The 23,621-nt window shown below is 63.5% G+C and carries 24 protein-coding genes and 1 other RNA gene; 7 read left to right on the top strand and 18 right to left on the bottom strand.

Going from position 1 to position 23,621, the window contains the following annotated elements:
- Positions 1–197: 197 nt before the first annotated feature.
- The 3 genes from zipA (at position 198) to ffs (ending at position 3,977) form a co-directional block, all read left to right on the top strand.
- The gene (gene zipA / locus L1P09_RS16965) at positions 198–1,091 is read left to right on the top strand and encodes a cell division protein ZipA (protein WP_054881417.1); all 894 of its coding nucleotides are present in this window, start codon (positions 198–200) and stop codon (positions 1,089–1,091) included.
- A gap of 205 nt (positions 1,092–1,296) precedes the next feature.
- Complete coding sequence (ligA, locus tag L1P09_RS16960; RefSeq protein ID WP_054881418.1) at positions 1,297–3,627, top strand: NAD-dependent DNA ligase LigA; 2,331 nt, start codon at positions 1,297–1,299, stop codon at positions 3,625–3,627.
- A 253-nt stretch (positions 3,628–3,880) separates the two neighbouring features.
- Positions 3,881–3,977, top strand: an RNA gene (gene ffs / locus L1P09_RS16955) — signal recognition particle sRNA small type.
- Positions 3,978–4,005: 28 nt separating this feature from the next.
- Here ffs and L1P09_RS16950 read toward each other — a convergent pair.
- Positions 4,006–4,425, bottom strand: a complete 420-nt coding sequence (locus L1P09_RS16950; protein ID WP_009683919.1) for a helix-turn-helix domain-containing protein — start codon at positions 4,423–4,425, stop codon at positions 4,006–4,008.
- Positions 4,426–4,507: 82 nt separating this feature from the next.
- On the opposite strand from L1P09_RS16950, the gene L1P09_RS16945 reads away from it, so the two are divergent.
- Positions 4,508–4,996, top strand: coding sequence for a DUF2938 domain-containing protein (locus L1P09_RS16945; RefSeq protein WP_235767922.1), 489 nt, complete (start codon positions 4,508–4,510; stop codon positions 4,994–4,996).
- Positions 4,997–5,011: 15 nt separating this feature from the next.
- On the opposite strand, the gene L1P09_RS16940 is transcribed toward L1P09_RS16945, so the two are convergent.
- From L1P09_RS16940 to L1P09_RS16930, 3 genes are all read right to left on the bottom strand, one after another.
- Positions 5,012–5,191: a hypothetical protein gene (locus tag L1P09_RS16940; protein ID WP_054881968.1), complete on the bottom strand. Its 180-nt coding sequence runs from the start codon at positions 5,189–5,191 to the stop codon at positions 5,012–5,014.
- Between the two features lie 33 nt (positions 5,192–5,224).
- On the bottom strand, positions 5,225–5,419 hold the full coding sequence (locus tag L1P09_RS16935; protein ID WP_054881969.1) for a hypothetical protein: 195 nt from the start codon (positions 5,417–5,419) through the stop codon (positions 5,225–5,227).
- 276 nt (positions 5,420–5,695) lie between these two features.
- A complete protein-coding gene (locus tag L1P09_RS16930; protein ID WP_009683915.1) occupies positions 5,696–6,469 on the bottom strand; it encodes a substrate-binding periplasmic protein in 774 nt (257 codons plus the stop codon).
- 120 nt (positions 6,470–6,589) lie between these two features.
- Here L1P09_RS16930 and dnaX point away from each other — a divergent pair, with 120 nt between their 5' ends.
- The 3 genes from dnaX (at position 6,590) to recR (ending at position 9,833) form a co-directional block, all read left to right on the top strand.
- On the top strand, positions 6,590–8,659 hold the full coding sequence (dnaX, locus tag L1P09_RS16925) for a DNA polymerase III subunit gamma/tau (RefSeq protein WP_054905805.1): 2,070 nt from the start codon (positions 6,590–6,592) through the stop codon (positions 8,657–8,659).
- A gap of 64 nt (positions 8,660–8,723) precedes the next feature.
- Positions 8,724–9,059, top strand: coding sequence for a YbaB/EbfC family nucleoid-associated protein (locus tag L1P09_RS16920; protein WP_003254305.1), 336 nt, complete (start codon positions 8,724–8,726; stop codon positions 9,057–9,059).
- A 171-nt stretch (positions 9,060–9,230) separates the two neighbouring features.
- Positions 9,231–9,833: a recombination mediator RecR gene (gene recR, locus L1P09_RS16915; RefSeq protein WP_009683911.1), complete on the top strand. Its 603-nt coding sequence runs from the start codon at positions 9,231–9,233 to the stop codon at positions 9,831–9,833.
- 93 nt (positions 9,834–9,926) lie between these two features.
- Here the strand turns inward: recR and L1P09_RS16910 are convergent, their stop codons facing one another.
- From L1P09_RS16910 to L1P09_RS16845, 14 genes are all read right to left on the bottom strand, one after another.
- Complete coding sequence (locus tag L1P09_RS16910; RefSeq protein ID WP_009683910.1) at positions 9,927–10,475, bottom strand: adenine phosphoribosyltransferase; 549 nt, start codon at positions 10,473–10,475, stop codon at positions 9,927–9,929.
- A gap of 55 nt (positions 10,476–10,530) precedes the next feature.
- Complete coding sequence (fnrA, locus tag L1P09_RS16905; protein ID WP_009683909.1) at positions 10,531–11,265, bottom strand: Crp/Fnr family transcriptional regulator FnrA; 735 nt, start codon at positions 11,263–11,265, stop codon at positions 10,531–10,533.
- A 186-nt stretch (positions 11,266–11,451) separates the two neighbouring features.
- Positions 11,452–12,834: an oxygen-independent coproporphyrinogen III oxidase gene (gene hemN, locus L1P09_RS16900; RefSeq protein ID WP_054905804.1), complete on the bottom strand. Its 1,383-nt coding sequence runs from the start codon at positions 12,832–12,834 to the stop codon at positions 11,452–11,454.
- Between the two features lie 214 nt (positions 12,835–13,048).
- On the bottom strand, positions 13,049–13,732 hold the full coding sequence (locus tag L1P09_RS16895) for a sulfite exporter TauE/SafE family protein (RefSeq protein ID WP_054881972.1): 684 nt from the start codon (positions 13,730–13,732) through the stop codon (positions 13,049–13,051).
- Entirely contained in the window at positions 13,725–13,940 is a 216-nt protein-coding gene (ccoS, locus tag L1P09_RS16890; protein ID WP_054881973.1) for a cbb3-type cytochrome oxidase assembly protein CcoS, read from the bottom strand. Before ccoS ends, L1P09_RS16895 begins: the two co-directional genes overlap by 8 nt.
- The gene (locus tag L1P09_RS16885; RefSeq protein WP_235767921.1) at positions 13,919–16,393 is read right to left on the bottom strand and encodes a heavy metal translocating P-type ATPase; all 2,475 of its coding nucleotides are present in this window, start codon (positions 16,391–16,393) and stop codon (positions 13,919–13,921) included. Before L1P09_RS16885 ends, ccoS begins: the two co-directional genes overlap by 22 nt.
- A gap of 155 nt (positions 16,394–16,548) precedes the next feature.
- Positions 16,549–17,073, bottom strand: a complete 525-nt coding sequence (locus tag L1P09_RS16880) for a FixH family protein (protein WP_054881975.1) — start codon at positions 17,071–17,073, stop codon at positions 16,549–16,551.
- A gap of 16 nt (positions 17,074–17,089) precedes the next feature.
- Positions 17,090–18,505 (bottom strand): cytochrome c oxidase accessory protein CcoG, encoded by a 1,416-nt coding sequence (gene ccoG / locus L1P09_RS16875; RefSeq protein ID WP_054881976.1) that lies wholly within the window; start codon positions 18,503–18,505, stop codon positions 17,090–17,092.
- Between the two features lie 308 nt (positions 18,506–18,813).
- A complete protein-coding gene (gene ccoP, locus L1P09_RS16870; protein WP_054905802.1) occupies positions 18,814–19,791 on the bottom strand; it encodes a cytochrome-c oxidase, cbb3-type subunit III in 978 nt (325 codons plus the stop codon).
- The gene (locus L1P09_RS16865; RefSeq protein ID WP_009683899.1) at positions 19,788–19,979 is read right to left on the bottom strand and encodes a CcoQ/FixQ family Cbb3-type cytochrome c oxidase assembly chaperone; all 192 of its coding nucleotides are present in this window, start codon (positions 19,977–19,979) and stop codon (positions 19,788–19,790) included. Before L1P09_RS16865 ends, ccoP (L1P09_RS16870) begins: the two co-directional genes overlap by 4 nt.
- Before the next feature lie 5 nt (positions 19,980–19,984).
- Positions 19,985–20,593, bottom strand: coding sequence for a cytochrome-c oxidase, cbb3-type subunit II (ccoO, locus tag L1P09_RS16860; RefSeq protein WP_009683898.1), 609 nt, complete (start codon positions 20,591–20,593; stop codon positions 19,985–19,987).
- The gene (gene ccoN, locus L1P09_RS16855; protein ID WP_029885689.1) at positions 20,593–22,035 is read right to left on the bottom strand and encodes a cytochrome-c oxidase, cbb3-type subunit I; all 1,443 of its coding nucleotides are present in this window, start codon (positions 22,033–22,035) and stop codon (positions 20,593–20,595) included. Before ccoN ends, ccoO begins: the two co-directional genes overlap by 1 nt.
- A 452-nt stretch (positions 22,036–22,487) precedes the next feature.
- Positions 22,488–23,429 (bottom strand): cytochrome-c oxidase, cbb3-type subunit III, encoded by a 942-nt coding sequence (gene ccoP / locus L1P09_RS16850; RefSeq protein ID WP_009683896.1) that lies wholly within the window; start codon positions 23,427–23,429, stop codon positions 22,488–22,490.
- Complete coding sequence (locus L1P09_RS16845; RefSeq protein WP_009683895.1) at positions 23,426–23,620, bottom strand: cbb3-type cytochrome oxidase subunit 3; 195 nt, start codon at positions 23,618–23,620, stop codon at positions 23,426–23,428. The genes ccoP (L1P09_RS16850) and L1P09_RS16845 overlap by 4 nt, the downstream gene beginning before the upstream one ends.
- Between the last annotated feature and the right edge of the window lies 1 nt (position 23,621).

Raw genomic sequence — 23,621 nt, 5'->3', positions numbered from 1 at the left:
GATGCGGGCACTTTCTCCAACGAAATGCCCCCGTCATGTGCGACAGACGGTGTAAAGTTGTCTTTGGTCGTGCTAGCTTAATGTCACTCGTTTATTGCGTGGGTAAAACGCCTGTCAGAACATAGAGTTGGCGCCACGTGTTAAAGGGCTTTGAACCCTTTGTTTTCAAGCATATTTTTATAGAGGCACGGGATTACATGGAAATCGGTCTGCGCGAGTGGCTGATCCTCATCGGCATCATTGTCATTGCCGGTATTCTTTTCGACGGCTGGCGCCGCATGCGCGGCGGCAAAGGCAAGTTGAAATTCCGTCTGGACCGCAGTTATTCCAACCTGCCGGACGAAGAGGGCGGCAGTGCCGAAGTACTCGGCCCGTCGCGAGTACTGGATACCCATAAAGAACCGGAACTGGATGAAAGCGACCTGCCTTCGCTCAGCGCCTCGGCGCGTGACCGCGAGCGCGAGCCAAAGCCGGCCAAGGCCAGCAAGCGTGGCAAGCGCGCCACAGCCGCGGCCGATGTGCAGCAGGGCGACCTGGGCCTGAGCGCCGAGCCGCGCGAGCCCGACCTGTTCACCGACAGCGACGACGACTTCGCCGCCGAAAATACCCGTGGCAACCCGGCGCCCGCTGCCAGCAGCAGCGTCAAGGAGCTGCCACCGGCCGAAGAGGTGCTGGTCATCAGCGTCATTTCCCGCGACGAGGGTGGCTTCAAGGGCCCGGCATTGTTGCAGAACATTCTTGAAAGCGGCCTGCGCTTCGGCGAAATGGACATCTTCCACCGCCACGAAAGCATGGCCGGCCACGGCGAAGTGCTGTTCTCCATGGCCAATGCGGTCAAGCCTGGTGTGTTCGACCTGGACGACATCGACCATTTCAGCACCCGTGCGGTGAGCTTCTTCCTCGGCCTGCCTGGCCCACGTCATCCGAAGCAGGCCTTTGACGTGATGGTGGCGGCCGCGCGCAAGCTGGCCCATGAACTGAACGGTGAGCTCAAGGACGACCAGCGCAGCGTGCTGACCGCCCAGACCATCGAGCACTATCGCCAGCGCATCGTCGAGTTCGAGCGCCGTGCGCTGACCCAGAAGCGCTGACAGATCCAACGAAAGAGCAGCCTGAGGGCGTGCTGGCCGGTTCGGGTGTTGTTACCTGTTCCGGCCTTGTCGCCGGCAAGCCAGCTCCCACAAGGGCCTGTGGGAGCTGGCTTGCCGGCGACAGGGCCAGGGCAGGCAATGGCTACTCCAGACCGCAGCCGCCGCCCCAGGCTGCTCTTTTGCTTTGCAAGAGAAGACAAACCCCATGACCGCCGAAACCCGTATCCACGAACTGCGCGCCGAACTCGACCAGCACAACTACCGCTACTACGTGCTCGACGAGCCCAGTGTGCCCGACGCCGAATACGACCGCCTGTTCAACGAGCTCAAGGCGTTGGAAGCCGAACACCCGCACCTGGTAACCCCCGACTCGCCCACCCAGCGCGTCGGCGGTGCAGCCCTGTCGGCCTTTAGCCAGGTGCGCCATGAAGTGCCCATGCTCAGCCTGGGCAACGCCTTCGAGGAGGCCGACCTGCGTGAGTTCGGCCGCCGCGTGGTGGACGGCCTCGATCAGCCCGGCGCGGTTGACTACAGCTGCGAACCCAAGCTCGATGGCCTGGCCGTTAGCCTGCTGTACCGCGATGGCCTGCTGGTGCAGGGTGCCACGCGCGGCGACGGCACCACTGGCGAAGATATCAGCGCCAACGTACGCACCGTGCGCAACATTCCGCTGAAGTTGCACGGCGAGGGCTGGCCCGCGTTGCTGGAAGTGCGTGGCGAGGTCTACATGAGCAAGGCCGGCTTCGACCGCCTCAATGCAGCCCAGGCCGAAGCCGGCGGCAAGACCTTCGCCAACCCGCGCAACGCGGCTGCCGGTAGCCTGCGCCAGCTCGATTCGAAAATTACGGCCAGCCGCCCGCTGGAGTTCTGCTGCTACGGCGTCGGTCAGCTGTCTGCCAGCATCGGCGACAGCCATATCGGCATCCTTGAACAGCTCAAGGCATGGGGCCTGCCGATCAGCCGCGAGCTCAAGCATGCGGCAGGGATCGAAGAGTGCCTGGATTACTACCGCGACATCGGCGAGCGGCGCAACAGCCTGCCGTATGAAATCGATGGTGTGGTATTCAAGGTCAACAGCCTGGCCGCCCAGCGTGAACTGGGCTTCCGCGCCCGTGAACCGCGCTGGGCAATCGCCCACAAGTTCCCGGCCATGGAAGAGCTGACCGAGGTGCTGGACGTCGAGTTCCAGGTCGGCCGTACCGGCGCGGTCACCCCGGTGGCACGCCTGAAACCGGTCAAGGTGGCGGGCGTGACCGTGTCCAACGCCACCCTGCACAACATGGACGAAATCGCCCGGCTGGGCCTGCGCATTGGCGACACGGTGATCATCCGCCGGGCCGGCGACGTGATCCCGCAGGTGATGCAGGTGGTGCTGGAGCGTCGCCCGGACGATGCCCGCCCGGTTGCCGTGCCAAGCGAGTGCCCGGTGTGTGGCTCGCAAGTCGAGCGCACCCAGCTGGTCAAGCGCAGCAAGGGCAAGGAGACCACCAGCGAAGGGGCGGTGTACCGCTGTGTCGGCCGCCTGGCCTGTGGTGCGCAGCTCAAGCAGGCGATCATTCACTATGTGTCGCGTCGCGCCATGGACATCGACGGGCTTGGCGAAAAAAGCGTCGAGCAGTTGGTGGACGAAGGCCTGATCGGCTCGCCGGCTGACCTGTACAAGCTGCAGTTCGAGCAGGTGGTCGGCCTGGAAGGCTTCGCCGAGGTGTCCACCCGCAAACTGCTGGATGCCATCGAAGCCAGCAAGCGGCCGAGCCTGGCGCGTTTCATCTATGCGCTGGGCATACCGGATGTGGGTGAGGAGACGGCCAAGGTGCTGGCCCGTTCGCTGGGCAGCCTGGCGCGCGTGCAGCAGGCCTTGCCGCAGGTGCTGACGTATCTGCCGGACATTGGCCTTGAGGTCGCCTACGAGATTCACAACTTCTTCGAAGATGAGCACAACCAGAAGGTTATCCAGCAGTTGCTCGACAGCGGCATGCACCTGCAGGACGAAGGCGAGTTGGCCGCCGAATTCGCGGCCAGCACCAGCTTGGCCGGCATGATCGCCAAGCTCGACATCGCTTCGGTAGGCCCAACCGGTGCCGAGAAACTGGTAGCCAAGCTCGACAGCCTGGACAAGATCATCGCTGCCGACGGCATCGACCTGCGCCAGGCACTGGCGGCCAAGCAGGCGGACGCGGTGCGTGAATTCTTCAAGGATGAGGCCAACCAGAAACTGGCGCGCGCGATCGAGGCGCAGTTGCTGGCGTTCGGCATGCACTGGACCAGCGAGAAGAAAGTCGCCGAGGGTTTGCCGCTGGCCGGCCAGACCTGGGTGCTGACCGGTACCCTGGAGCGCATGAGCCGCGATGTGGCCAAGGACAAGCTGGAAAGCCTTGGCGCCAAGGTGGCCGGTTCGGTGTCGGGCAAGACCCAGTGCGTGGTCGCAGGGCCGGGGGCTGGATCGAAGCTGGCCAAGGCCAGCGAGCTGGGCGTGAAGGTGCTGGACGAGGAGGCCTTCGTCGCGTTCCTGGCCGAGCAGGGCATCGCTATTTAAGTCCCTGCGCGCGCCCCTTGTGGGAGCGGGCATGCCCGCGAACACCGGCAAAGCCGGTGCCATCCATCGCGTAGCTTGCTTCGCGGGCACGCCCGCTCCCACAGGGCTCGCGCCAGTCTTGCCTGCAGCGCCACCCCAACCCAGACAAGTCATTGAGAAATGATGACTTTTTCTGCTCCCAGAGGTTGTATCTGCCCCCAAGACCGGTACAATGGCGCCACTCGCTGCTCAGCGAGGCATGTAGTGGTGGCCCCATCGGTCCCCCCGCATTGATTACCCGTTAACCTGGTCAGGCCCGGAAGGGAGCAGCCATAGCGGGAACATCGAGTGCCGGGGTGTGGCTGGTGGGGCCGCCTCCATTTCCGGGGTCGGAAAACCTCAATCTGCTGCGAACGCCTTCTTTCTGTCCTGCTTCTCGCCCAATGCTCCCACCGCCGACAGCTTCATCAGTCGCTGGAATTTAGGGCAGGCCAGATGATCCTCCTCAGGGCACTGCGCCGCATGTCGCAAGCCTTTGCTCATCGCCTGTAGGCGCCTGATCCGTGCATCCAGTTCATCGGCTTTGAGTAGCAGCTTCTGCCGGTCGACCTGAAGATTCACCAGCATCGCTCCCATCTCATCCAGCGAAAACCCCGCAGCCTGGCCCAAGGCGATCAGCGCCAAGCGGTCGGTCACATCGGCTGCGAACTGGCGCCGCTGGCCGTGTGCAGCGAGCGATTTGAGCAGCCCTTTCTTCTCGTAGTAACGCAGTGTCGAGGCGGGTACGCCCGTGCGTTTGGCAACGTCGGCTATGTCCATTTTGGGTCCTTGACTTAAAGCTGGCTTCAACTTCTATGCTGCGTGGCGTGGTGATGACAGTCAATCTATGGGGGATTTTTCAATGACGTTGACTGCGATGTTTTCAGCGGCCTTGCCGATTGGTATCGGTGCTACGGTAGTGATGGACATGTGGGGCCTGTTGCTGAGGCGCTTTGGCGTTGCCACCTTGAGTTTCGCCATGGTCGGGCGTTGGGCGGGGCATCTGCTGAATGGGCGTGTGCGGCATCAGGCGATTGCCAAGGCTGAGCCGGTGCGGCATGAGCAGGTGTTGGGGTGGGGGATTCATTACGCCGTCGGCGTGCTGTTCGCGATATTGCTGGTTGGGTTTGTGGGGGAACGATGGTTGATGGCGCCTACCTTGCTGCCTGCGGTAGTTCTCGGTGTGAGCACGGCCGTTGCGCCGTTGTGTCTCATGCAGCCGTTGTTGGGGGCAGGGTTCTTTGCGTCGAGGACACCGGCGCCTGCGCGTAACTGCGTGAAGAGCCTGACTACGCATTCTGTGTTTGGTGTGGGGTTGTTCCTGAGTGCGGGGCTGCGGGCCTCGGTGTGAGGACAGGCCAGGCGGTCAGAGCGAGCGCAGGATGAAAATGCCGGCAATCAGCATGAGCGCTGTAGAAAGGCCGCCAAGGTAAAACAGCAGCACGCCTGTCCAGGGTGAGGATGTTCTAAGCTTGCGCATTTCCTCGGCGAATGCCTCCGCTTCACTTCGTGCGTTTTCAGTGTGACTTGGGGGAGTGAAGCGCATTAGCGACTCCTTGTTACTGGATCGATCTAAAACTCACAGCTTGCTGGCCAGCGCCATGATGCCAACGATGGTCGTTACAACCGCTGAGCCAGTTGCTATGGGATACCAAAGTGCTTCTTGTCTGAGCTTACGCGCTTCTGCCACGAATTTCTGCGTCTCGGCGCCTAGCTTGCGGCCTTCATTTTGTAACTTCTCAAGTTCGAGGTGTTCGCGGTCATCCTGAAGCATCGGCCTGTCTTTTCAGTAGTGGTAAAGCTGCCATAGGTATCACGAAACTATGTGCTGTCAGGGTGCGAGGCACTATCGCCGGCTTCCATGCATGCTGTAGTCCATGTCCCAGGCAGCACGCGAGCTCGAATCGGTCGCAATACCCTGTGGGAGCGGGCGTGCCCGCGAAACAGGCGACGCGGTATAGGCATCAGCATCACCGTAGATCGCCGGCAAGCCAGCGACCACAGGGAGCGTGCTGGCTTGCTGCCTCTGTACATCACCAGCGCTTCTGTTTCACGGGCGAGCGACAGACGGGTTGTCGCTACGGCCCATCCCTGCGTATCGCTGCAGGATCCGCTCGATTTCCCCCGTCTGTTTCAGCCGCACCAAGGCCCGCAGCAACCCTTGTGTGGGTATCGCCGGGTCGTTGCGCACCATGCACCCCAGGTCCTGCTCCTCCAGTACTGCCAGCACTTGCAGCTGCCGAGCTGCCGGCTGCCCCTGGTTGAACCACTGCAGCGACAACTCGTTGCTCACTGCATGGCGATAGCGGTGGGCTTGCAGTTTCTGCAGGACCAGCAGCTGGCTGCGGCTGTCTTCGCGGCTCAGCCGGCCTTGGTCCAGCAGGGGTTGCAAGGTTGGATAGGTGTACCCCAGCACTGTACCGATGGCCTGGGGCGGCAGTTGCTCTGCTGCGACCGGGTTGCTGTCGCCAAGGCGCCCCACCAGCACGTCGCGCTGGTGAAACAGCGGGATGCTCCAGACAAAGTCCCCCGGGCGGTCATTGAACCATTGCGTGCTGACGTAGCAGCGCACATCAATGTCACCGCTGTTCATGGCCTCCTGCAAGCGCAGCCTGGCCATCACGTGATACTGCGGGCGGACCCCTGCTTCCCGGGCCAGCGCCTGTACAAGGTCATAGACCAGGCCCTCGACCGGCTGGTCATCTTCAATCCGCACCAGCGGCATGCTCCAGCTTTCAGCCACGGAAAAACGCAGCACCGGCTGTTCTGCCACGCTCTGGGTAGCCCAGACCAACAGCAAGGCCAGCAGTTTTCGCAAAAGCATCTCCTCCCTGCACAACAGGCGCCCGATTCATAGCTTAGACGAGCTGCGCAGGGTGCAATTTTGCCCCCGCTCCGCTAGCATTAGCGATCTTCCGCTCGATCAGGCTACGATGGTTTTTCGATGAGTTATCAGGTTCTTGCACGTAAATGGCGTCCGCGCTCGTTCCGCGAAATGGTCGGCCAGACCCATGTGCTCAAGGCCTTGATCAATGCCTTGGACAACCAGCGCCTGCACCATGCCTACCTGTTCACCGGTACTCGTGGCGTGGGCAAGACTACCATTGCCCGTATCATCGCCAAATGCCTGAACTGCGAGACGGGCATCACCTCCACGCCCTGCGGCACCTGTTCGGTGTGCCGGGAGATCGACGAGGGCCGCTTCGTCGACCTGATCGAAATCGACGCCGCCAGCCGTACCAAGGTCGAGGACACCCGCGAACTGCTCGATAACGTGCAGTACGCGCCCAGCCGTGGGCGCTTCAAGGTCTACCTGATCGACGAAGTGCACATGCTCTCGACGCACTCGTTCAATGCCTTGCTCAAGACCCTGGAAGAGCCGCCGCCGTACGTCAAGTTCATCCTGGCCACCACCGACCCGCAGAAGCTGCCGGCCACCATCCTGTCGCGTTGCCTGCAGTTCTCGCTGAAGAACATGAGCCCGGAGCGGGTGGTCGAGCACCTCAGCCATGTGCTGGCTGCGGAGAACGTCCCGTTCGAGGCAGATGCCCTGTGGCTGTTGGGCCGCGCCGCCGACGGTTCCATGCGTGACGCCATGAGCCTGACCGACCAGGCCATCGCATTCGGCGAAGGCAAGGTGCTGGCCGCCGATGTGCGGGCCATGCTCGGCAGCCTCGACCACGGGCAGGTCTATGGGGTGCTGCAGGCGCTGCTCGAGGGCGATGCCCGGGCCCTGCTGGAGGCCGTGCGCAACCTGGCCGAGCAAGGGCCGGACTGGGCTGGCGTGCTGGCGGAAATGCTCAACGTGCTGCACCGTGTAGCCATCGCCCAGGCGCTGCCCGAGGCAGTGGACAACGGCCAGGGCGACCGTGACCGGGTGCTGGCGCTGGCCCAGGCATTACCGGCCGAGGATGTGCAGTTCTATTACCAGATGGGCCTGATCGGCCGGCGTGACCTGCCGCTGGCGCCGGACCCGCGTGGTGGCTTCGAGATGGTCTTGTTGCGGATGCTCGCCTTCCGCCCGGCCGACACCGACGATGCGCCGAAACCGGTGCTAAAGCCAGTGGGGATCAGCCAGGCCACAGCTGATCCTGCCAACGCGGTGGCAGCCCCTGCGCCTGCCGTGCCGCCGCCCGCCGCCGAGCCTGCGCCCGCTGCGCCCGCTGCGCCCGCGCCGCTGGTAGTGCCGCCGCCAGCCACGGTGGACCATGAGCCCGAACTGCCCGCAGACGCCGAGCTGAGGGCCGAAGTCGAGGCCATTTCGGTGCCTGAGCCCGTCGCCGAGGTGGTCGACCTGCCGTGGGAGGATCCAGCCCCGACCAGCGCGCCTGTTGCAGAGCCTGTTGCCGAGCCCGCGTCAGCCCCGCGGCCGACCCCGCAGGCGGCGCCTACGGCCGCGCCTCCCGTGCATGACGAGCCGCCTTTCGACCCGTCTGCCTACGCCGCCGTTGGCATGGACCGGGACGACGAGCCGCCGCTGGACGAAGACTACTACGGCGGCGAAAGCGATCCGGTTGGCTTCAGCTACCTCGACGAGTTGGCCGAACACGTTCAGGAAGAAGCCCCTGCGCCCGCGCCTGCCCCGTTGCCAGCCGCCAAGCCGGCCACCGGTCTGGCCCTGCAATGGCTGGAATTATTCCCACAGTTGCCTGTCTCGGGTATGACAGGCAACATCGCAGCAAACTGTACGCTGATTGCCGCCGATGGCGACGACTGGCTGCTGCACCTGGACCCAGGCCAGGGTGCGCTGTTCAACACGACCCAGCAGCGGCGCCTTAACGAGGCGCTCAACCAGCATCTGGGGCGCACGTTGAACCTGCGCATCGAACTGGTCCTGCCCGAGCAGGAAACCCCGGCCCAGGCCGCCGCGCGCAAGCGGGCCGAGCGTCAGCAGGGCGCCGTCGCCTCGATCGAGCAGGATCCATTGATCCAGCAGATGATCAAGTTGTTCGGTGCCAAGGTGCGGCAGGATACTATTGAGCCTGTAGAAGCCCTGGCCAACCAGGGCCAGTAACGGATAACCCTGCGGCCGGCCCGGCGCCGGGCCGCATCAAATGACCCAATCGAGGTATACCCCCATGATGAAAGGTGGCATGGCCGGCCTGATGAAGCAGGCCCAGCAGATGCAGGAAAAAATGCAGAAAATGCAGGAAGAGCTGGCCAACGCCGAAGTCACCGGCCAGTCTGGTGGCGGCCTGGTGAGCGTGGTGATGACCGGTCGTCACGACGTCAAGCGCGTCAGCATCGACCAGAGCCTGATGTCGACCGATGAAGATGACAAGGAAGTGCTGGAAGACCTGATCGCCGCTGCGTTGAACGATGCAGTGCGCAAGGTGGAGCAGAGCAGCCAGGAAAAAATGGGCGGCATGACCGCCGGCATGCAGCTGCCGCCGGGCTTCAAGATGCCGTTCTAAGGCATGCGCCCTCGAAAACCGCCGCTGACACCAGCGGCGGTTTTTTTGTGCGTACTCGCAGCCGCCGCGGTCATTATTCTTGACCCGGCGCGCTCTCACCCGGAGGCTGATTTGACGCCACTGCCCCCGCTGGGTATAAACCGCCCCTTATTGAATTGTCAGGCCTTCCCCATGAGCTTCAGCCCCCTTATCCGCCAATTGATCGACGGCCTGCGCATCTTGCCAGGTGTAGGCCAGAAAACCGCCCAGCGCATGGCCCTGCAACTGCTCGAGCGTGACCGTAGCGGGGGGCTGCGCCTGGCCCAGGCTTTGACCCAGGCCATGGAAGGGGTAGGGCATTGCCGGCAGTGCCGCACCCTGACTGAGCAGGACCTGTGCCCACAGTGTGCTGACCCGCGGCGTGACGACACCCAGCTGTGTGTGGTCGAAGGGCCGACCGATGTGTATGCGGTCGAGCAGGCCGGCTACCGCGGCCGTTACTTCGTGCTCAAAGGCCACCTGTCGCCTCTGGACGGCCTGGGGCCGGAGGCCATCGGCATTCCGCAACTGATGGCGCGGATCGAAGAGCAGGGTACCTTTACCGAGGTGATCCTGGCGACCAACCCGACCGTGGAAGGCGAGGCGACGGCGCATTACATCGCGCAACTGCTCAATGAAAAAGGCCTGGTGGCCTCGCGCATCGCCCATGGTGTCCCCCTGGGCGGGGAGCTCGAACTGGTGGATGGCGGAACACTGGCCCATGCCTTTGCCGGGCGGCGGCCGATTTCGCTCTGAAGCTGCAAGCTGCAAGCTGCAAGCTGCAAGCTACAAGCAAAAGCAGATCGGCTTTTGCTTGTAGCTTGCGACTTGCGACTTGCGACTTGCAACTCAATACTCGCTGAGGGAAAACTCGGTCAGGCAGAAGGTCGGCACCCCGGCCGCCTGTAGCCGGCGCGAACCGTCCAGTTCGGGTAGGTCGATGATCGCGGCGGCCTCGAACACTTGCGCACCGGTGCGGCGCACCAGGTTGGCCGCTGCCAGCAAGGTCCCGCCCGTGGCGATCAAGTCATCGAAAATCAACACCGAATCGCCTTCGCACAGGCTGTCGGCGTGCACCTCCAGGAAGGCCTCGCCGTACTCGGTCTGGTAACCCTCGCTCAGCACGTCGGCTGGCAGCTTGCCTTGCTTGCGGAACAGGATCAGTGGCTTGTTCAACTGGTGGGCGATGATCGAACCAATCAGGAAACCCCGCGCGTCCATGGCGCCAATGTGGCTGAACTCAGCCTCGACATAGCGCTCGATGAACTGGTCGGCCACATAGCGCAGCCCGCGCGGCGACTGGAACAGCGGGGTGATGTCACGGAAGATCACGCCGGGCTTGGGGAAGTCCACCACCGGGCGGATCAGGGCTTTGAGGTCGAAGGCGTCGCTGTGCATTGTTGCGGATATCCTGGGAAAACGAATGCCCAAGTATACCCGCTAAATACCGGTCTCAGGCCTCCATTGCACCACCGGCCAGCGCACACAGCTGGATCGGGTCGAGGATGTGCACTTCCTTGCCTTCGGCGCGCAGCAGGCCGTTCTGCTGGAAGCGGGTGAACACCCGTGACACGGTTTCCACTGCCAGGCCCAGGTAGTTGCCGATTTCGTTGCGCGACATGCTCAGGCGGAACTGGTTGGCCGAATAGCCGCGGGCGCGGAAGCGCGCCGACAGGTTCACCAGGAACGTGGCAATGCGCTCGTCGGCGGTTTTTTTCGACAGCAGCAGCATCATTTGCTGGTCATCGCGGATTTCACGGCTCATTACCCGCATCAGCTGGCGGCGCAGCTGCGGGAGCTGGACCGACAGTTCGTCGAGGCGCTCGAAGGGGATTTCGCACACCGAGGTGGTTTCCTGAGCTTGCGCCGACACCGGGTAGGCTTCGGTGTCCATACCCGACAGGCCGACCAGTTCGCTGGGCAGGTGGAAACCGGTGATCTGTTCTTCGCCGCTGTCGCTGAGGCTGAAGGTTTTCAGGGCGCCGGAACGTACCGCGTAGACCGAGCCAAAATTGTCACCCTGGCGGAACAGAAACTCGCCTTTTTTCAGCGGACGCCCGCGTTTGACGATTTCATCCAGTGCATCCATGTCTTCCAGGTTGAGTGAAAGAGGCAGGCACAGGGGGGCCAGGCTGCAATCCTTGCAATGGGCCTGGTTGTGAGGGCGCAGTTTGACTGGCTCGGACATTTGGATCGATCCTTGTGGGAAAGCACACATAAGTCGTAAGGGTAACCTACGACACAGGGTGTAGGCCAGAGTGCGCATCGATGCTGCGCGCTGGCAAAACCCCGGCAGATGCCCTGCCGGGAGTCCTCGTTCGCCCATAGTGTGCCCGGCAAGGTGGCGTGTCCATGCGGTTGAATGTCTCGCTTTTCAGATAACCCGGGAGAAACGCTGGCGGTTCTGCATCGCCAGGTAGGCATCGAACACCATGCATACCGAACGCGCCAGCAGGCGCCCGGCCGGGAGAATGCGAATGCCCTTGTCGTCCAGGCTGATCAGGCCGTCGCGCTGCAGGGTCAGCAGCTCTGGCCAGAGGTGGTCGAAGTAACCGCGGAAATCGATGGTGAACGCTTGCTCGATGGGTTCGTAATCCAGCTGGAAATGGCAGATCAGTTGCTGGATGACCGCCCGGCGGATGCGGTCGTCATGGTTGCACAGCAGGCCGCGCTGGGTCGCCAGCTGGGCGTTGGTCAGGCTGTCCTGGTAGGTGTTGAGGTCACTGCTGTTCTGGCAGTACAAGTCGCCGATCTGGCTGATGGCCGACACGCCCAGGCCGATGAGGTCGCAGTGCCCGTGGGTGGTATAGCCCTGGAAATTGCGCTGCAGGGTGCCTTCTTCCTGGGCGATGGCCAGCTCGTCGTCGGGCAGGGCGAAATGGTCCATGCCGATGTAGCGGTAGCCAGCGGCGGTCAACTGCTCGATGGTGGCGTGCAGCATCTCCAGCTTGGCGGCCGCGCTGGGCAGGTCGCTGCTGTCGATACGCCGTTGCGGCATGAAGCGTTCGGGCAGGTGGGCGTAGTTGAACACCGACAAGCGGTCGGGCTGCAGGCGGATCACCTCTTCGACGGTGCGGGCGAAGCCTTGCGGGGTTTGCTTGGGCAGGCCGTAGATCAGGTCGAGGTTGATCGAGCGGAACTGCAAGGTACGCGCCGCCTCGATCAGGGTGCGGGTCTGTTCCAGGCTTTGCAGGCGGTTGATCGCGCGCTGTACGGCGGGGTCGAGGTCTTGCACGCCGAGGCTGACGCGGTTGAAGCCCAGCTCCCGCAGCAGGCCCATGGTCGACCAGTCGGCTTCGCGCGGGTCGATCTCGATGCCGTAGTCGCCGGAGTCATCGTCCAGCAAGTGGAAGTGCTGGCGCAGGGTAGTCATCAGCTGGCGCAGTTCCACATGGCTGAGGAAGGTCGGGGTGCCGCCGCCGAAATGCAGCTGTTCCACCCGCTGTTTCGGTCCCAGGTGGCAGGCGATCAGCTGAATCTCCTGCTCCAGGCGCTGCAGGTACGGCGCGGCGCGGGCGCGGTCCTTGGTGATGACTTTGTTGCAGGCGCAGTAGTAGCAGATGTTGGCGCAGAACGGCACATGCACATACAGCGACAGCGGGCGTACCGCCCGGCGGCTTTCGCGCAGGGCGTGGAGCAGGTCGAAGGAGCCCACCTCGCTGTGCAGTTGCACGGCGGTCGGGTAGGAGGTGTAGCGTGGCCCGGCAAGATCGTAGCGGCGGATCAGGTCGGTATCCCAACGAATGTCGTCGAGCATGTGGGCGGTCCCCGGAAAGAGCAGCAGTGAACCGGAGTCTATGGGCGTCTGTAGGAATCTGTGTTGATTTGTATCAAGCGGCAAGCGGCAAGCAGCAAGTCGAAAGTCGAAAGTCGAAAGTCGAAAGTCGAAAGTCGAAAGTCGAAAGCAGATCTGCTTTTGCTTGTAGCTTGTAGCTTGTAGCTTGTAGCTTGTAGCTTGCAGCTTGCAGCCCTCAATGCCCCATCAGCCAATGCTGGTGCGGCCCGGGCATGGTCCAGATACCAAACAGCATCACCAGCACCCCGCCAGCCACCCGCACACTGCGCCGTTTCAACAAAGTGTTTACCCGCTCTGCCGCCAAGCCGGTCGCCAGCAGCACCGGCCAGGTGCCCACCCCGAACGCCAGCATCAACGCCGCGCTGTAGCCGGCATGGCCCTGGCTGGCTGCCCATAACAACGTGCTGTACACCAACCCGCATGGCAACCACCCCCACAAGGCCCCCAGCAGCAACGCACGGGGCAGGCTGGACACCGGCAGCAAGCGCGACGCCAGCGGCTGGATATGCCGCCACACGCCGCGGCCTAGCACCTCGATACGCGTCAGCCCGCTCCACCAGCCGGCCAAGTACAGGCCCATGGCAATCAACAGCAAGGCAGCCAGGACCCGCAGGGCCAGGGCGGCCGGGCTGCTGGCCACGGCCCAGCCGGCCAGGCCCAGCAGCAACCCGGCGCAGGCATAGCTGAAGATGCGCCCCAGGTTGTACGCCAGCAGCAGGCGCAGGCGCCTGCCGCGTTGTTCAGGGGGGATGGCCAAGGTCAGCGCACCCATCAGGCCGCCGCACATGCCCAGGCAGTGGCCGCCACCGAGCAAGCCGAGCACCAGCGCCGAGCCCAGCAGGGGAAGCAGGTCAGGCACGGGGTGGCAAGTCCTTGTCGGCGTTGCCCGGCGTGTCGTCGGGTTTTACCGCCGCCTGGTGACGAGGGTCCTGGTCGTCGAACAGAATGCTGTGCGCCGGGCCGTCGAGGTCATCGTACTGGCCGCTGTCCACGGCCCAGAAGAAGATGTACACGGCCACGCCGACCAGCAGCAGGGCTGCGGGGATCATGACATAGAGGGCGGGCATGGCGTACTCCTGGCGGGTTGCGCGGCATCCATCGCGGGCAGCCCCGCACTGACTGGCGCGCGGGTCAGGCGCAGGGCATTGAGCACCACGATCAGTGAGCTCACCGACATGCCGACAGCAGCCCACACCGGGGTGACCCAGCCGAGGGCGGCGAACGGCAACATCAGGCCATTATACAGGGTTGCCCACAGCAGGTTCTCGAGGATGTTGCGGCGGGTGCGGCGCGCCAGTTCCAGCGCCTGCACCAGCGCGCTCAGGCGGTTGGACAGCAGCACCGCGTCGGCGCAGGTCTTGGCCAGGTCGGTGGCGCTGCCCATGGCGATGCTGATGTCCGCGGCGGCCAGCACCGGCACATCGTTGACCCCGTCGCCCAGCATCAGCACCTTGCGCCCTTCGGCCTGCAAGGCTTTGAGGCGCTCCAGTTTGTCGTCCGGGCGCAGGCCGCCAACGGCGTGGTCGATGCCCAGTTGCGCGGCGACTTCCGCGACCATCGGCGAACTGTCGCCAGACAGCAGCAGGGTGCGCCAGCCCCGCGCTTTGCAGGCAGCCAGCAGGGCCGGTGCATCATCGCGCAAGCGGTCGTCCAGGCCGAACCAGGCCAATGGCCCCTGGCGGTCGCCCAGCAGCAGCCACTGGCCGCGAGGCTCGGGCACCGCAGGTACTTGCGCGCCGCTCAAGGCGCAGACGAAGCTGGCCTGGCCAATGCGCAGGCGCTGGCCATCGACCAGCCCTTCCAGGCCCAGGCCGGGTACACTCTGCACCTCTTCAGCAGGTGTGGCCGCGTGCCCGAACGCGCGGGCGATGGGGTGCTCCGAGCGGTTCTCCAATGCCGCCGCCAGCGCCAGGCAACGGTCCGCGGGGTGGCTGCCGAGTGGGCGAATGCTGCGCAAGGTCAGCCTGCCTTCGGTCAGCGTGCCGGTCTTGTCAAAAATCACCGTATCGATCTGGTTCAGGCCTTCCAGCACATGGCCACGGGTCACCAGCAGGCCAAGTTTATGCAGGGTGCCGGTGGCTGCAGTGAGTGCGGTGGGGGTAGCCAGCGACAGCGCACAAGGGCACGTCGCCACCAGCATGGCCAGCACGATCCAGAACGCCCGGGCCGGCTCCAGGTACCACCACCACAGGCCGATGGCCACTGCGGCCAGCAGCGAGAACAGCAGGAACCCCTGCGAGGCGCGGTCGGCAATTTCTGCCAGGCGTGGTTTTTCCGTTTGCGCGCGCTCCAGCAGGCGGACGATGGCCGACAGCCGCGAGTCGTGGCCCAAAGCCTGGACTTCAATGTTCAGCGTGCTTTCCACGTTCAAGGTGCCGCCGGTGACCCGGTCCCCCGCCCGCCGCGGCTGTGGCAAGTACTCACCGGTCAGCAGCGATTCGTTGACGCTGGAGCGGCCTTCGACGACGCGCCCGTCGGCGGGAATCACTGCGCCGGGCAGCACCTGTACGGTGTCGCCGCATTGCAGTTCACTGAGCAGAATGCGCCCGCTGCGGCCTTGGCTGTCCAGGCGCAGGCACGAAGCCGGCAGCAAGTTTACCAGTTGCGCCGTGGCCGCTGCGGTGCGCTCGCGGGCGCGGCGTTCCAGGTAGCGGCCGGTCAACAGGAACAGGGCGAACATGCCCACGGTGTCGAAATACAGCTCGCCGCTGCCGGTGATGGCTGTCCAGATACCCGCGCCGAACGCCAGGCCAATGGCCAGTGACACCGAAACATCCATGGTCAGGTGGCGGGTGCGCAGGTCGCGGGCGGCGCCTTTGAAGAACGGTGCGCAGCTGTAGAACACGATGGGGATCGTCAGGAACAGCGCCACCCAACGCAGGATGGTATGCAGCTCGGGCGACAGGTCGATGTTGAATTCCGGCCAGGTGGCCATGGTCGCCATCATTGCCTGGAACCACAACAACCCGGCAACGCCCAGGCGCCGCAGGGCAATGCGGTTTTCCCGGGCCAACTGCTCGGCGGCCTGGTCGGGTTGGTAGGGGTGGGCGGCGTAACCGATCTGGCGCAGTTCGGCCAGCAGGCGCGACAGTGGCAGCTGCGAGGCATCCCAGGCAACTAGCAGGCGGTGGTTGGACAGGTTAAGGCGCGCCTCGGCGACGCCGGGCAGGTTGCGCAGGTGTTTTTCGATCAGCCAGCCACACGCCGCACAGCTGATACCTTCGATCAGCAAGGTGGCCTCGGCCAGGTCGCCCAGGTGGTGGACGAAGGTTTGCTGCACGTCACTGCGGTCGTACAGGGCCAGTTCGTCCTGCAACTGCCTGGGCAACGCTTCGGGGTTGGCGCTGTTGTCGCTGCGGTGCTGGTAGTAGTGTTCCAGGCCGCCGGCCACGATCGCCTCGGCCACTGCCTGGCAGCCGGGGCAGCAGAACTCGCGGGGCTCGCCGAGCACCACGGCGGTAAAGCGGCTGCCGGCCGGAACGGGCAGGGCGCAGTGGTAGCAGGGAATGGGTTGGGTCATCACATCATTGCCTTACACATAGCGGCCGGTTGGCGCGCTTCCCTGTAGGAGCGGCCTTGTGTCGCGAAAGGGGCGCGAAGCGGCCCCACGATCTTAGCTTCGCAGCATAGGTTGCAGGGGCTGCTGCGCAGCCCTTTCGCGACACAAGGCCGCTCCTACAGGTGCTCGGCGCCTTGGATGGCTTCATCACCAAGCTGCAAGGTCACGCCATGCTCGACCTTCTCCTCCTCGAACAGCCGCCACACCTGGCCACCTTCACTGCCCAGCAGCTCAACGAAACGCCGCCCGTCAACCTTGTCTTGCAGCTGCCCCACGTAACGCCCGGCCTCGACCCGGCTCAGCAGCACCTTGCGGTCCTTTTCCGGCTGGGTGGGCGATATCAGGTTCAGTTCCAGGTTCTGCGGGTTGCTGTTGCCGGCCAGGCGCAGGTCCACTTCGCCGGTCAGGTCATCCAGGTGCACACTGGCCTGGAGGCGCAGCTTCTGTGCCAGCAGTTCGCGGTCCAGTGAGCGGTTGATGCCCTTGCCCGCCTCGTAGTAATTGTCGTTCACCAGGTTGTCCGGGTTGTTCACGGCGATGCTGACCATGCTGAGGCTCAGGCACACCGAGGTGGTGAGGATCGCAATGATGATCCAGGGCCAGAGGTGCTTGTACCAAGGGTCGGCGGCGGTGGCAGGCATTGTTGGGTTATCTCTCTTAGCGGATCTGTGGGCCGATGAAGCGGCTCTTGGCTTCAACCTGCGCGCTGCTGTCGTCGGCGCTTTTGAGGATGAAGGTGATTTCGTTGGTGGTCGATGGCAGTTTTTCCGGCGCCACCGACAGCTGCACCGGCAGGCTGACGATATCCCCGGCGGCCACGCGGATCTCGCGTTGGCCTTCGAGCGTGAGGTCTGGCAGGCCAGTGGCGTCCAGCACATACACATGGTCACGCTGGTCCTTGTTCATGACCTTCAGGCTGTACACGTTCTCGATCCGGCCCTGGGCATTTTCGCGGTACAGCACACGGTCCTTGCTGACGTCGAAACCGACCAGCGAGCGGGTGGCGAAGGCCGTGGCCAGGCCGATGATCATCACCAGCAGCACCAGCGCGTAGCCGATCAGGCGGGGCCGCAACAGGTGGGTTTTCTGCCCGGAGAGGTTGTGCTCGGTGGTGTAGCTGATCAGCCCTTTGGGATAGTTCATCTTGTCCATGATGCCGTCGCAGGCATCGATGCAGGCGGCGCAGCCGATGCATTCGATCTGCAGGCCGTCGCGGATGTCGATGCCGGTCGGGCAGACCTGCACGCACAAGGTGCAGTCAATGCAGTCGCCCAGGCCTTGGGCCTTGTAATCCGCGCCTTTCTTGCGCGGGCCCCGGGTTTCGCCGCGGCGCGGGTCATAGGAGACGATCAGTGTGTCCTTGTCGAACATCACGCTCTGGAAGCGGGCGTAGGGGCACATGTACACACACACCTGCTCGCGCAGCCAACCGGCGTTGCCGTAGGTGGCGAGGGTGAAGAAGCCGACCCAGAAATAGGCCCAGCCATCGGCCTGGCCGGTGAAGAACTCGATCACCAGTTCACGGATCGGCGAGAAGTAGCCGACGAAGGTCATGCCGGTGACGAAACCGATCAGCAGCCACAGGCTGTGCTTGCTGAACTTGCGCAGGAACTTGTTGGCGCTCATGGGCGCCTTGTCCAGTTTGATGCGCTGGTTGCGGTCGCCCTCGGTGACTTTTTCACACCACATGAAGATCCACGTCCACACGCTTTGCGGGCAGGTGTAGCCACACCAGACCCGGCCTGCGAACACGGTGATGAAGAACAGGCCGAAGGCGGCGACGATGAGGATGCCTGACAGCAGGATGAAGTCCTGCGGCCAGATGGTGGCACCGAAGATATAGAACTTGCGCTCGGGCAGGTTCCACCACACCGCCTGGTGGCCACCCCAGTTCAGCCATACCGTGCCGAAGTACAGCAGGAACAGCGCGGCACCGCCAACCATGCGCAAACGCCGGAACAGGCCGGTGAAGGCGCGGGTATAGATTTTTTCGCGGGACGCGTAGAGGTCGACGGAGTCCTTCCCTTTCGTGGCAGGCGGGGTTACATCATGTACCGGAATTTGCTTGCTCATCATCAAGTCCCACGGCAGTGGAAAAATGCCGCGGCCAGTGCGTGCCGGCCGCAGTCTCGCGCAATCTGCTAGCGCTCTGCGGTTCATGATACGCCGCTGTGGGCGGCCCGGGGTCGCACTGCGACCTTTAGTCGCGTTGGGTTCGCGGTGTGAATCGTGTTATGGCGGGTGTCAATTGATCCAGGTCATCAGCCTGCGAGAAATGCTTGGTTGTGCCGGCCTTTTCGCGGGCTTGCCCGCTCCCACAGGTCCCTCATCAGCCTTGAGGGTGTGGGAGCGGGCGAGCCCGCGAAGAGGCCAGGCCTGCCTTACTCGGCCTTGGCCGGCTCAGCCTGCTGCGACAGGCTGTACACATAAGCCGCCAGCAAGTGCACCTTGTCGTTGCCCTGCAACTGTTCCTGGGCCGGCATCTGCCCTTGGCGGCCATAGCGGATGGTCTGCTGCAACTGGGCAAAGCTGGAGCCGTAGATGAACGCCTGCGGGTGGGTCAGGTTCGGTGCCCCCATGGCTGGCGTGCCTTTGCCTTCCGGCCCGTGGCAGGCCACGCAGTTGGCGGCGAAGATCTTCTGCCCATTCTGCACATCGGCCTTGACCCCTTGCGGCAGGGTACGGCCATCGAGCTTGCTGACCACGAATGCCGCGACGTCGGCCACACCTTGGTCACCGATCACTTCGGCCCATGCCGGCATCACACCGTGGCGGCCGCCCATGATGGTGGCCTTGATGGTTTCCGGCTCGCCGCCCCAGCGCCAGTCATTGTCGGTCAGGTTGGGGAAACCGAAGGCGCCCTTGGCGTCGGAGCCATGGCATACCGAGCAGTTGGAGGCGAACAGGCGTGCGCCCATTTTCAGCGCCTGTGGGTCTTTGGCCACTTCCTCGATAGGCATGGCGGCGAACTTGGCGTAGATCGGGCCGAAGCGCGCCTGGGCCTTGGCCATTTCCTTCTCCCACTCGTGCACGCCGGTCCAGCCCTGCTGGCCGTTGGAAAACTCGGTCTGTTTGTCGTTGTCCAGGTACGAATAACCCGGCAGCATGCCTTTCCAGTTGCCCAGCCCCGGGTACAGCACCAGGTAGCCGAGGGCGAAGACGATGGTGCCGACGAACAGCCAGAACCACCATTTCGGCAGTGGGTTGTCGTACTCCTCGATACCATCGAAGGCGTGCCCGACGGTTTCGTCGGTCACCTCTTCGCGCTGGCCCTTGCGGGTCGACAGCAGCAGCCAGGTCAACGAGAAGATGGTGCCCAGGGTCAGGACGGTAACGTACAGACTCCAGAAGGTTGTCATTGTTGTTTGCTCCCAGAAGCTTTTGCTTGCTCGACGTGCCGTTTGGCCTCGGGGTCATCGGCGAAGGGCAGTTGGGTGGCTTCGTCGAAGTCCTTCTTGCGCCGTGGGTTGAACACCCACAGCGCCAGGCCCACGAACGCCACCATCACCACGACGGTACCCAGGCCGCGAATCATCCCGATATCCATCAGCGTCACCGTTTGCTCTTGATGATGGTGCCAAGACCCTGCAGGTACGCCACGAGGGCGTCCATTTCGGTCTTGCCCTTGACCGCGTCACGGGCGCCGGCGATGTCGGCGTCGGTGTACGGTGTGCCGAGTGTGCGCAGCACCTCCATCTTCTTCGCGGTGTCCTTGCCGTCGAGCGTGTTCTCGACCAGCCAGGGGTAGGCCGGCATCTTCGATTCCGGCACCACGTTGCGCGGGTTGTACAGGTGCGCGCGGTGCCAGTCATCGGAGTAGCGGCCACCGACCCGTGCCAGATCCGGCCCGGTGCGTTTGGAGCCCCACAGGAACGGGTGGTCCCACACGCTCTCGCCGGCGACCGAGTAGTGCCCGTAGCGCTCGGTTTCGGCGCGGAACGGGCGGATCATCTGCGAGTGGCAGCCCACGCAACCTTCGCGGATATAGATGTCGCGGCCTTCCAGCTCCAGGGCGGTACGCGGCTTCATGCCCTCGACCGGCTTGTTGGTCACGTCCTGGAAAAACAGCGGGACGATCTGGGTCAGGCCACCGACGCTTACCGCGATGACCATGAAGAAGGCCAGCAGGCCAATGTTCTTCTCGACGGCTTCATGCTTCATCAGTGCGCTCCCACAACGACGATCTTGGCGGCTTCTTCAGCCTGTGCCGGGTTGGCGGCACGCACGGTACGCAACACGTTGTAGGCCATCAGCAGCATGCCGCTGGCGAAGAACGCACCGCCCAGGGCACGCACGATGTAGCCCGGGTGGCTGGCTTGCAGTGCCTCGACGAACGAGTAGGTGAGGGTGCCGTCATCGTTGATGGCACGCCACATCAGGCCCTGGGTGATGCCGTTGACCCACATCGAGGCGATGTACAGCACGGTGCCGATGGTGGCCAGCCAGAAGTGCGCGTTGATCAGGCCAACGCTGTGCATCTGCACGCGGCCATACAGGCGCGGGATCATGTGGTACACGGCGCCGATCGAAATCATGGCGACCCAGCCGAGGGCGCCTGCGTGGACGTGGCCGATGGTCCAGTCGGTGTAGTGCGACAGCGAGTTAACGGTCTTGATGGCCATCATCGGGCCTTCGAAGGTGGACATGCCGTAGAACGCCAGCGACACCACCAGAAAGCGCAGGATCGGGTCGGTACGCAGTTTGTGCCAGGCGCCCGACAGGGTCATCATGCCGTTGATCATGCCGCCCCAGCTTGGCGCCAGAAGGATGATCGACATCACCATACCCAGCGACTGCGCCCAGTCGGGCAGGGCGGTGTAGTGCAGGTGGTGCGGGCCGGCCCAGATGTACAGGGTGATCAGCGCCCAGAAGTGCACGATCGACAGGCGGTACGAGTAGATCGGCCGCTCGGCCTGCTTGGGCACGAAGTAGTACATCATGCCCAGGAAGCCGGTGGTCAGGAAAAAGCCCACGGCGTTGTGCCCGTACCACCACTGGATCATCGCATCGGTGGCGCCGGAGTAGGCCGAGTACGACTTGAACAGGCTGACCGGCAGGGAGATGTGGTTGACGATGTGCAGCATCGCGGTGACCACGATGAAGGCACCGTAGAACCAGTTGCCGACATAGATATGCTTGGTCTTGCGCTTGACGATGGTGCCGAAGAACACCACCCCGTAGGTGACCCAGACAATGGCCAGCAGAATCGCCAGTGGCCACTCCAGCTCGGCGTATTCCTTGGTGGTGGTGTAGCCCATCGGCAGGGTGATCAGCGCCCCGACGATCACCGCCTGCCAGCCCCAGAAGGTGAAGGCGGCCAGGCTGTCGGAAATCAGCCGCGTCTGGCAGGTGCGCTGCACCACGTAGTAGCTGGTGCCGAACAGCGCGCAGCCGCCGAAGGCGAAGATCACCAGGTTGGTGTGCAGCGGACGCAAGCGCCCGAAGCTGGTCCAGGGCAGGTCCAGGTTCAGTTGTGGCCACACCAGCTGCGAGGCGATGAAGACGCCGAGGCCCATGCCAAGGATCCCCCAGACCACCGTCATGATGGCGAACTGGCGGACGACCTTATAGTTATAAGCAGTCGGACTGATTGCTGTGCTCATTCTAAGGTTCCACGGTTTTGATGTTCTTGTTGGTTGAAAAATCGGCGCCAGTATTGATAACCCTCCGGGTTACCGCAACGCAACTTTGGTACGCCGACCCGTGTCCGGGCCCGTTCACTGATGTCCCGCAGCGCTCGGGTCAGGTGGATTGTACACAAATAAATATTTGTAATGTGTACCGTTTTTCACCTTTTTCTGATCGATCGGTCAAGCTTTTTTTGGGGGCGGCCACTGGCCAGGCGCGGCGTCTGCGCCGGTGCTTTCGTAGGATGCCCACTGTGGCAACAAGCTTAGTTCTGTTCGGAGGGGGTGCAAGGGAGGGAGTAGGGCGGGGGAGCGCTGGGGCTGCTCTGCAGCCCTTTCGCGACACAAGGCCGCGCCTACAGAAAAAATGCGATCTCCTGCAGGAGCGGCCTTGCGTCGCGATGGGCCGCAAAGCGGCCCCGGGGGTATTACTTGGAAGTCACAGTTTCAGCCGCGCCATCCTGCGACAGGCTGTACACATACGCCGCCAACAGGTGCACTTTGTCATTGCCCTGAATCTCGGCCTGCGCCGGCATCTGCCCTTGGCGACCGTAGCGGATGGTCTGTTGCAGCTGGGCAAAGCTCGACCCATAGATGAACGCCTGTGGGTGGGTCAGGTCGGGCGCGCCCATGGCCGGGGTGCCTTTGCCTTCCGGCCCGTGGCAGGCCACGCAGTTGCCGGCGAAGATCTCCTTGCCCTTGGCCGGGTCGGCCTTGGCGCCTTCCGGCAGTTTACGGCCGTCCATGCTGGTCAGCACGAACGCGGCGACGTCGGCCACGCCCTGCTCGCCAATCACCTCGGCCCATGCCGGCATCACACCATGGCGGCCGTTCATGATCGACGCCTTGATGGTCTGCGCATCACCGCCCCAGCGCCAGTCCTTGTCGGTGAGGTTGGGGAAGCCGAACGCGCCCTTGGCGTCCGAGCCATGGCAGACCGAACAGTTGGAGGCGAACAGGCGCCCGCCCATTTTCAACGCCTGCGGGTCCTTGGCCACTTCCTCCACCGGCATGGCGGCGTACTTGGCGAAGATCGGCCCGAAGCGGGCATCGGCCTTGTCCATTTCCTTTTGCCATTCGTTGGCGCCGGTCCAGCCATTTTCATAACCCGGCAGAATGCCTTTCCAGTTGCCCAGGCCCGGGTAAAGGATCAGGTAGCCGACCGCGAACACCAGGGTGCCGACGAACAGCCAGAACCACCACTTGGGCAAGGGGTTGTCGTACTCCTCGATGCCGTCGAAGCTGTGGCCCATGGTCTGGTCGGTGGGGTTGTGGCTCTGGCCCTTGCGGGTGGCGAGCAACAGCCAGGTCAGGCCAATCAGGCTCCCGATGGTCAGTACGCTGATATACGTACTCCAGAAGGTGGTCATTGCCCGTTACTCCTTTTTGCAGCAGGTTCCTGCCCGGCAGCGGGCAGGCGGTCGTCGACGAAGGGCAGCAAGCGCGCCTCGGCGAAATCACGGTCGCGACGGCGGTTGAATACCCACAGGGAGAGGCCGATGAAGGCGACCATCACCACCAGGGTGCCGAGGCCGCGAATCATGCCGGTGTCCATTTCCATC

The sequence above is a fragment of the Pseudomonas juntendi genome (assembly GCF_021560075.1).
GTDB lineage: Bacteria > Pseudomonadota > Gammaproteobacteria > Pseudomonadales > Pseudomonadaceae > Aquipseudomonas > Aquipseudomonas juntendi.
This window is presented reverse-complemented; position numbering and strand designations above follow the sequence as displayed.